General features: G+C 69.9%; 7 protein-coding genes, 1 tRNA gene and 1 riboswitch. Of the genes, 3 read left to right on the top strand and 5 right to left on the bottom strand.

What is annotated here, in order from left to right; all coding sequences use genetic code 11:
- Positions 1 to 72: 72 nt before the first annotated feature.
- The gene (locus tag IEY55_RS02420; protein ID WP_189053430.1) at positions 73 to 462 is read right to left on the bottom strand and encodes an SRPBCC family protein; all 390 of its coding nucleotides are present in this window, start codon (positions 460 to 462) and stop codon (positions 73 to 75) included.
- A gap of 235 nt (positions 463 to 697) precedes the next feature.
- Positions 698 to 770, bottom strand: a tRNA-Asn gene (locus IEY55_RS02415).
- 425 nt (positions 771 to 1,195) lie between these two features.
- Positions 1,196 to 1,292, top strand: a riboswitch (glycine riboswitch).
- Between the two features lie 312 nt (positions 1,293 to 1,604).
- On the opposite strand from IEY55_RS02415, the gene IEY55_RS02410 reads away from it, so the two are divergent.
- Positions 1,605 to 2,975 (top strand): L-serine ammonia-lyase, encoded by a 1,371-nt coding sequence (locus IEY55_RS02410; protein WP_189053427.1) that lies wholly within the window; start codon positions 1,605 to 1,607, stop codon positions 2,973 to 2,975.
- Between the two features lie 279 nt (positions 2,976 to 3,254).
- Here IEY55_RS02410 and IEY55_RS02405 read toward each other — a convergent pair whose 3' ends face one another.
- A complete protein-coding gene (locus IEY55_RS02405) occupies positions 3,255 to 4,115 on the bottom strand; it encodes an SAM-dependent methyltransferase (protein WP_189053425.1) in 861 nt (286 codons plus the stop codon).
- Between the two features lie 296 nt (positions 4,116 to 4,411).
- Between IEY55_RS02405 and IEY55_RS02400 the strand changes: the two genes are divergently transcribed.
- A complete protein-coding gene (locus IEY55_RS02400) occupies positions 4,412 to 5,287 on the top strand; it encodes a class I SAM-dependent methyltransferase (RefSeq protein ID WP_189053423.1) in 876 nt (291 codons plus the stop codon).
- A gap of 174 nt (positions 5,288 to 5,461) precedes the next feature.
- On the opposite strand, the gene IEY55_RS02395 is transcribed toward IEY55_RS02400, so the two are convergent.
- Together IEY55_RS02395 and IEY55_RS02390 are read right to left on the bottom strand one after the other, a co-directional pair.
- Positions 5,462 to 6,130: a helix-turn-helix transcriptional regulator gene (locus IEY55_RS02395; RefSeq protein WP_229685902.1), complete on the bottom strand. Its 669-nt coding sequence runs from the start codon at positions 6,128 to 6,130 to the stop codon at positions 5,462 to 5,464.
- 727 nt (positions 6,131 to 6,857) lie between these two features.
- A complete protein-coding gene (locus IEY55_RS02390) occupies positions 6,858 to 7,091 on the bottom strand; it encodes a DUF6480 family protein (protein ID WP_189053419.1) in 234 nt (77 codons plus the stop codon).
- Between the two features lie 174 nt (positions 7,092 to 7,265).
- Here IEY55_RS02390 and IEY55_RS02385 point away from each other — a divergent pair, with 174 nt between their 5' ends.
- Positions 7,266 to 7,679: a DUF2267 domain-containing protein gene (locus IEY55_RS02385; RefSeq protein ID WP_189053417.1), complete on the top strand. Its 414-nt coding sequence runs from the start codon at positions 7,266 to 7,268 to the stop codon at positions 7,677 to 7,679.
- Positions 7,680 to 7,696: the final 17 nt, after the last annotated feature.

Raw genomic sequence — 7,696 nt, 5'->3', positions numbered from 1 at the left:
CCCCCCGCGCCCGGATCACCCGCACGGGTTCGGCCCCGAGCCGGAACGCGTCAGAACATCGCGCGTCGCGCGTCAGGAGTTCGCGGTAGCGCTCCGTTCCAGGCGTTTCTTCAGAAGCTCCAGATCCTTCTGCAGTCGTTTGTCGATCTCGCGCTGGCTGGGTTCGGGTGCGCCGGGAACGAAAACCTGCTTGTACTCCATGGTCAGCTCGATCCTGGTGTGCGTACCGTCCATCGGCTCCAGACGCACCTGGCCGTCCACCTCGGCGCCCTTGCGGCCGTTCGAATGCCAGTTGATGCGTTCGTTCTTCCTGGTCTCGGTGATCTCGATGTCGAGATCGGAATCCTCGGCCTGCGGCCGCAGGTCCGCGACGAGCCTCCGGTACGAACCGAGATCCTGCAGTTGCTCGTATGCCACCTGCGCCGGCACGTCGAGCTCGATGGACTTCCTGATGGTCGTCATCGGTGTCTCCTCCTCCGTGGTGGACCAGGGTGCGCCGAGGGCACCCGCAGCGAAGTGCAACACCGGCGGGGAATGCGCTCCGGCGTACTCGGCGGTCAGCCCACCCCTGGGTTATGGCGCCCACGCAGAAGGGGGACAGATCGAACAACGCCCTGACACAGGGTCATCACTTGAGGCGCAGATCCGGAATATCCATTGAGCAGCCGGGCCCGCTTTTCGCGGCCCCTTCACGCTGCTCCTCTGGTTGGACTCGAACCAACAACCCTTCGGTTAACAGCCGAATGCTCTGCCAATTGAGCTACAGAGGATCGTTTTGGCTTGCCGCCGGCGGCAGCCGCACCACAAGATCCTACCGAAGAGCTGATCAAGGGCCTGCACCGGGGCTGGCGGGACGATCCTGTGCGGTCGGTGGGCGATGCGGGGTGGCGCGCTCGCGCCCGTGGTGCCCGGCTGGCTTTCCGGTATGAGGCGAGAAAGGTTACTTGCTGGTTCGATTCGGTTACGGAGGGTGCCGTCGCCTGTCGAACGCCTCGTTCGCCCATCGTGGAGCGGCCGTGCGGCGTGTCGCTCGACCGCGCCAGCGTGAAGACAGCCGCTCCGCCTGGGGCGTGTTCGGTTATCGGGAGAAGCGGTGTGGTTCGGGCCCGGGAGACCCCGTTTACTCCCGGCGGGTGTGACGCCCGGCGCCGCGCCCTCGTAGGCTGTGGGGCGACAACCGAACATCGTCGCCACTGGAGCCCGAGCGGGAGAGACCCCGACGATGTGGCGGGGCGCCGAAGGAGCAACCCACTCCCCGGAATCTCTCAGGCACCCCTGACCGCCGGGCAAGGCGAACTCTGGAAAGCAGGCGGCCGGAACGCGAGGTGACGGGCGAAGCGAGCATCGCAACGCAGCGACAAGGTGCGCAGCGGAGCCCGGAACCGAGCAATCGGACACTGTGAGGTGACGGGCGAAGCGAGCATCGCATCGGAAGCGACGAGATGCGCAGCGGACCCGGAACGGAGCAGTCCAACACCGCCTCACCCACGGTGCAAGCCGCGCGGTCGTGCGGCGAAGCTCACAGGTACTCCGACAGAGCGGGGAGAGCTGGGGCTGACCGACACGACCGGTCAGCCGTGCCACGCATTGGCTGGAGGAGCACCGTGATCAGCGTCTTCGATCTGTTCAAGATCGGTATCGGGCCGTCGAGCTCGCACACCGTCGGGCCGATGAAGGCCGCCGCGTTGTTCGTGGCGGGACTGGCCGTCGACGGCCGGCTGGACGAGGTCCGGCGGGTCCACGCGGAGCTGTTCGGCTCGCTGGGCGCCACCGGCCACGGGCACGGCAGCGACCGCGCCGTCCTGCTCGGCCTGCAGGGCGAGGACCCGGAGACCGTCGACACCGAAAGCGTGGACGCCCGGGTCGCGGCTGTGGCCGAGCACCGGCGGATCGCGCTCAACGGCCAGCACGAGATCGACTTCGACCCCGACCGGGACCTCGTCCTGCACCGCCGCAAGGCGCTGCCCTTCCACCCCAACGGCATGCGCTTCGCCGCCTACGACGCCGGCGGTGCCGAGCTGCGCGCCCGGACCTACTACTCGGTGGGCGGCGGGTTCGTGGTCGATGAGAACGCCACCGGCGCCGACCGCATCAAGGAGGACGACACCCCCGTCCGCTACCCCTTCCGCACCGGCACCGAGCTGTTGGCCCACACCCGGTTCACGGGCGAGTCGATCAGCCAGGTCATGCTCGACAACGAGCTGTCCTGGCGCAGCGAGGCGGAGGTCCGCGGCGGCCTGCTGCGGATCTGGCACGTCATGCAGGAGTGCGTGCAGCGGGGATGCGAGAAGGAGGGCGTGCTGCCCGGCGGCCTGAAGGTGCGGCGCCGTGCCGCTGAACTGCACCGCCTGCTCACCGGGGAGCACTACGCCACGGACCCGCTGCGGGTGATGGACTGGGTGTCGCTGTTCGCGCTCGCGGTGAACGAGGAGAACGCCGCCGGCGGCCGGGTGGTCACCGCGCCGACGAACGGCGCGGCCGGGATCGTTCCGGCGGTGCTGCACTACTATTACCGTTTCGTGCCCGGTGCGGACGATGACGGCGTCGTGCGTTTCCTGCTCACCGCCGGGGCGATTGGCGTGCTGTTCAAGGAGAACGCCTCAATCTCCGGCGCCGAGGTGGGTTGCCAGGGTGAGGTCGGCTCGGCCTGCTCCATGGCGGCGGCCGGCCTGACCGAGGTGCTCGGCGGCACCCCCGAGCAGGTGGAGAACGCCGCCGAGATCGCCATGGAACACAACCTCGGGCTCACCTGTGACCCCGTGGGCGGCCTGGTGCAGATCCCGTGCATCGAGCGCAATGCGGTGGCGTCGATCAAGGCGATCACGGCGGCCCGGATGGCGCTGCGCGGTGACGGCCATCACTTCGTCTCGCTGGACAAGGTCATCAAGACCATGCGGGAGACGGGTGCGGACATGAAGGTCAAGTACAAGGAGACCGCGCGTGGCGGCCTCGCCGTCAACGTCATCGAGTGCTGAAAATCTTCGGCCCCGCAGCACTTGCGGCGCTTCTCATCGGTTCCTGAACTCCGCACCGTCGCACGGTCGGAGACCCTGCCGGCCCCTGGTGCGGCGGACACCGCCGCACCAGGGGCCGGTTGCTTGGCGCCAGGCATCCCGGCACAGGGCCCCACAGCACCGGCAGGCACCCTGCCGCCCGACAGGGAACCGGGGAGGGCCGGCGGCTTGCCGCGATCGCGTGGCGGGCGGGATTTGGTGCGGCACCTCGGAGTTACGACGAGGCCGACGTGGGGATCGCTACCACGCCGGTCCTGCGGGGACAGGGAGCCGACCGAGACCGGCGACCGCCCGGCTACCGATGGCCTCTTCCTGGCTGACGGGCCGGTCCGGCCGCCACGCCGCGGTGAACACGACGCCGGGCTCGACCAGCTCGTAGCCGTCGAACAGGGCCTCCACCTGCTCCGGGGTGCGAAGGTGCAGGGGATGCGTGCTCCCGCGGTACAGCTCGATCGCCTCGCCGACGCTCCCCGGCCAGTACTCCGGCGTGAGACTGTGCGCCAGCGCGAGACAGCTGTCCGGAACGCAGGCCGAGCGGTAGGCGGCCACGATTCCCGCGGGATCGTCGGAGTCTGGGACGAAAGGCAGCACCTGCAGCATCAGCACCGCCACCGGCCGCGTGAAGTCGAGCAGCCGCAGGGTATCCGGGTGGGACAGGACCAGGTCGGAGTCCCGGACGTCGGCGTGAATGACCGCCGCGTTGTCGTTGCCCTCCAAGAGCTTTCGCGAGTGTGCGACCGCAACGGGCTCATGGTCGACATAGACCACCCGGCACTCCGCGTGCCCGGCCTGGGCGATCTCGTGCACGCTGCCCACGGTGGGGATACCCGAGCCCAGGTCGAGGAACTGGCGGATCCCGAGCTCGGTGACCAGGCACCGCACCACCCGGCGTAGGAAGGCCCGGTTCTGCAGGGCGAACGTCCGTGTCTCCGGCAGGATCGCGAGCACCTTGTCGGCGGCCTCGCGGTCCACCGCGAAGTTGTGTACGCCGCCGAGGTAGTAGTCGTACATCCGGGCTGGGTTCGGCCGGCCGAGATCCACCTCGCCCGGACCGGCGGGCGAAGCCCGCCGTCGGATCCCGTCCCGGTCGTTGCGCCCCATTCGTCCCCGCTTTCCGTTCTGTTCTCTCGCGGAGATTACCGGCCGCGGGTGTCCTCGCGTACCGGTGACACGGGGTGATCCGTAACGGTGCGAATAACCCATTTCCGGCGATCCACGTTCATTTGTTCGCCACGGTGGTTCGGTCGGCTAGGCTCGGTGCCTGACACCCCCCACCCCCGCTCAGCAATTGACGAAGGCGTGCGATCGGTTAGCGCGAGAACAGGCGAGACGCTGGTCGGCCGGGGGTGTCACGCGCCGGATTTCGAAGTGGTTTGGCACGTTCCGGGAGGTACGTCATGGCCACCACCTACGAGCAGTGGGACATCGTCTCCAGTGTCGGCCTGACGGCACTGGGCGTGGCCGCGGCCCGGGCCGTCGAGACCCAACGCGCCCAACCGCTGGTGCGCGACGAGTTCGCCGCCCGGTTCGTCGACGCCGTCCGGCCGCCGACGCCGCTGCCGACCAGCTGGGACGAGCTGGGCGAAGAAGACTCCGCCTGGCGTTACATGATCGACTACATGGCGCTGCGGACCCGGTTTCTGGACGACTACTTCGCCGGCGTCGGGGTGGACCAGGTGGTGATCCTGGCGGCCGGGCTGGACGCGCGGGCGTTCCGGCTGGACTGGCCGTCCGGCTGCGACCTGTACGAGATCGACCAGCCCAAGGTGCTCGAGTTCAAGCAGCAGGTGGTCGACGAGGTCGGCGCGCGCCCGCGTTGCCGCTGGCACCCGGTGCCGACCGACCTGCGGGACGACTGGGTCGCCGCGCTCACCGTGGCCGGGTTCGACCCGGCACGACCGACCGCGTGGCTGGCCGAGGGACTGCTGGCGTACCTGCCGGGCCGGGCCGAGGAGGAGCTCTTCGAGCGGGTACACGAGCTGTCGGCCCCGGCGAGCACGTTGGCGGTCGAGCGCTCCGGGCGGCGGGACACCGACCAGATGCAGAAGCACCCGATGTTCGCGCGCATGGCCGAGCGGTTCGGGGTCAACATCGGCGAGCTGTTCAACACCGAACCGCGCCGAGACTTCGTGGAATGGATCGGATCCGTGGGTTGGGACGTGACCGTGCACCCGGTTCCGGAGCTGGAACGGCGCTACCACCGGACGCTGGTTCCCGAAATTCGGGACATGATGGCGCACAACGCGTTCGTCGTCGCGAATTGGACAAGTTGATCAGAAAAGGGCGGAAGGCGGCGCGGTGATTCGCCCGACGCAGCCTGATTCGGGCTCCAATGGCCTGTGCCAGGGGCACGGAGGGGAAAAACGGGACTCCGCCGCGGCGGGCAAGGTCGAAGGCGGTGGGGGCCGGGCCGGCGGGTCCGGTGCGACAGCGTGGCGGGGCGCGGGCTAGAGCCAGCCCCGGCGGACGGCGGCGGCACCGGCCTGGAACCGGCTGCTCGCCCCGAGACGCACCATCATCCGGGCCACGTGCCGCCGGAAGGTGCGTTCGGACATGCTCAGCCGGCGGGCGGCCGTCTCATCGGTGAGACCGCCGTCGAGCATGCGTAACACGCGGTGCTCGACCAGCGAGACCGGGTCGGCCGCGCGGTCGGGCAGCGGCTGGCCGGTTTCCCACAGGCCGCTGGCCAACGACTCCACGGCCCGCACCACGCACGGGTCGTCCACCAGCACCGTGCCCGCGGCCGGCTCGGCGGGGTCCACCGGCAGCACCGCGACCGCTCGGTCGAACACCGCGAGCCGGTGCACCACCGCGGGCGCCAGCCGGACCCGCGCGCCCCGCCCGGCGAGGTCGGCGAGGTAGCCGCGCACGCTCGGCAGGTCCAGGTAGGAGGGCGGGCACAGCAACCGGAGCTCCACGCCGCGACCGAGTAATGGTTGATCGGTCAGGCGCAGCTCCTGGAGCAGTGCCCTGCCCGGCGGCGGGTCCGCCAGTACCCGCAGCACGCGTTGTCTGACGGCCCCTCCGAGCCGGCGCAGCGCGACGCGCAGTTCCTTGCGGTCGGTGATCGTCCGTCCACCGGGGGACGGGGGCCGGACGACGGTCGAGGGACCCACGTAGACCTCCTCCTCGCCCGCGGTAGCCACCGGCGGCGACGGCGGCCAGCCGCCGCGGGCCTGCCGGGCGCGACGCTGCGCCGGCCCGGCGAGTCGTCGATCGAGTGCCGCACCGTGGGGTCGGACGGTTTCACACGCCCGAGAGTTCCCCGTAGGGAGGGGCACCTCCCACGAGCCCCGAAAGTCACCGCCACACCACCGAAACCGCCCTGCCCATGCGGCCCAACAGGCACGCTGGCGCCGCGGTTCTCCCGCTCGCCACACCCGGGCGAGTGGTCGGGCGGCTGTCCAGTGGCCTGTCCACAACTTGCCAAGTTCGACACTGTCCCCCGAATGGCAGACACCCGGCCGCTCCGTTCCGCCACGAGTGACTCGCGCCGCCATCCGGGTGACCAGAGATACCGGTGAGGCAACCGAATATCGACTCGAACCGTATCCGGACAGCACCGACCCCGAAGCCACCGCTGAGGGCGGCCGCCAGCGTAGGGGAACCGGCGAACTCGCGTACGCCGATCCCCCGGTGTACCAACCGATCAAGAGGTGGCGCCGGTCGCCGGCGGCCATCCGGGTGGGCTTGCTTCCTGTTCATGACGGCCCAAACGCTCTCCCGACACGAAGACGACGTGGCGGCTCGTCCTGGCATTGCCGAAGAAACAGCGGCGAAGTCGAAGGCATGCCGGGCGTTTCGTCTGCGTAGCAGGGCACGGGTGGTGGTTCCCCACAGCGTTCAGAAGACCTGGATGATCCCGATGACCTGGGCGATGATCACGCCGAGCACTGCAAGGGTGACGACCAACAGCAGCAGGATGGTGGTGGCGTTGGGCCACCGCGGCGGGGTCGGTTCCCGGTGCGAGCGCCCGTGCGTGCCGCTCTCCACCGGAGGCGTGTCACCGCGACGGACGCCACCACCGTGCTCCGGACCCGGTGTCTGCTCCGGGACCGGATCCGGGGAAGTGCTCATATCTCGGGGTACCCGCTGCCGGGCCGCCAATCACCACCGCGACACCGGTGTTTCCCGCGCGAGTCCGGGTAGCCAATGGTGTGCCGGGGAAAGGGAGCGCGAGATCGCGCGCCGGCGCTTCACGCTCGTTCCCGGGCGCGACGAGCCCCGCGCGAGACAGGCGGAGGGCAGGAGATGAAGCACGACGAGTTCATCGGTCAGGTACAGAACCGGGCCCGTCTCGGGAGCCGGGGCGATGCCGAGCGCGCGACCCGGGCGACCTTGGAGACCCTCGGTGAGCGGCTGCCCGAAGGGCTTGCGGAGAACCTCGCCGCCCAGCTGCCCCGGGAGGTCGGGGAGCACCTGCGGCGAACCGAGGTGTTCGGTGGCGTGGGCACCGGTGAGCGGTTCGGACTGGACGAGTTCGTCGCCCGGGTCCACCTGCGAAGCGGCGCGTCCGAGCCGCAGGCGGCGTTCCAGGCCCGCGCGGTGCTGGCGGTGGTCCGCGACGCGACCAGCCCCGGGCTGATGGCCAAGGTCCGGGAGTCGCTGCCGGACGAGGTGCGCTCGCTCGTCGAGGCGGGCGGTACCGGCGACATGACGACCTGACGCGGGAACCGGGAAAG

This window comes from Longimycelium tulufanense, assembly GCF_014645795.1.
GTDB classification, from domain to species: domain Bacteria; phylum Actinomycetota; class Actinomycetes; order Mycobacteriales; family Pseudonocardiaceae; genus Longimycelium; species Longimycelium tulufanense.
Note: the sequence above shows the minus strand (reverse complement) of the source record. Positions and strands in the feature narration are given on the sequence as shown.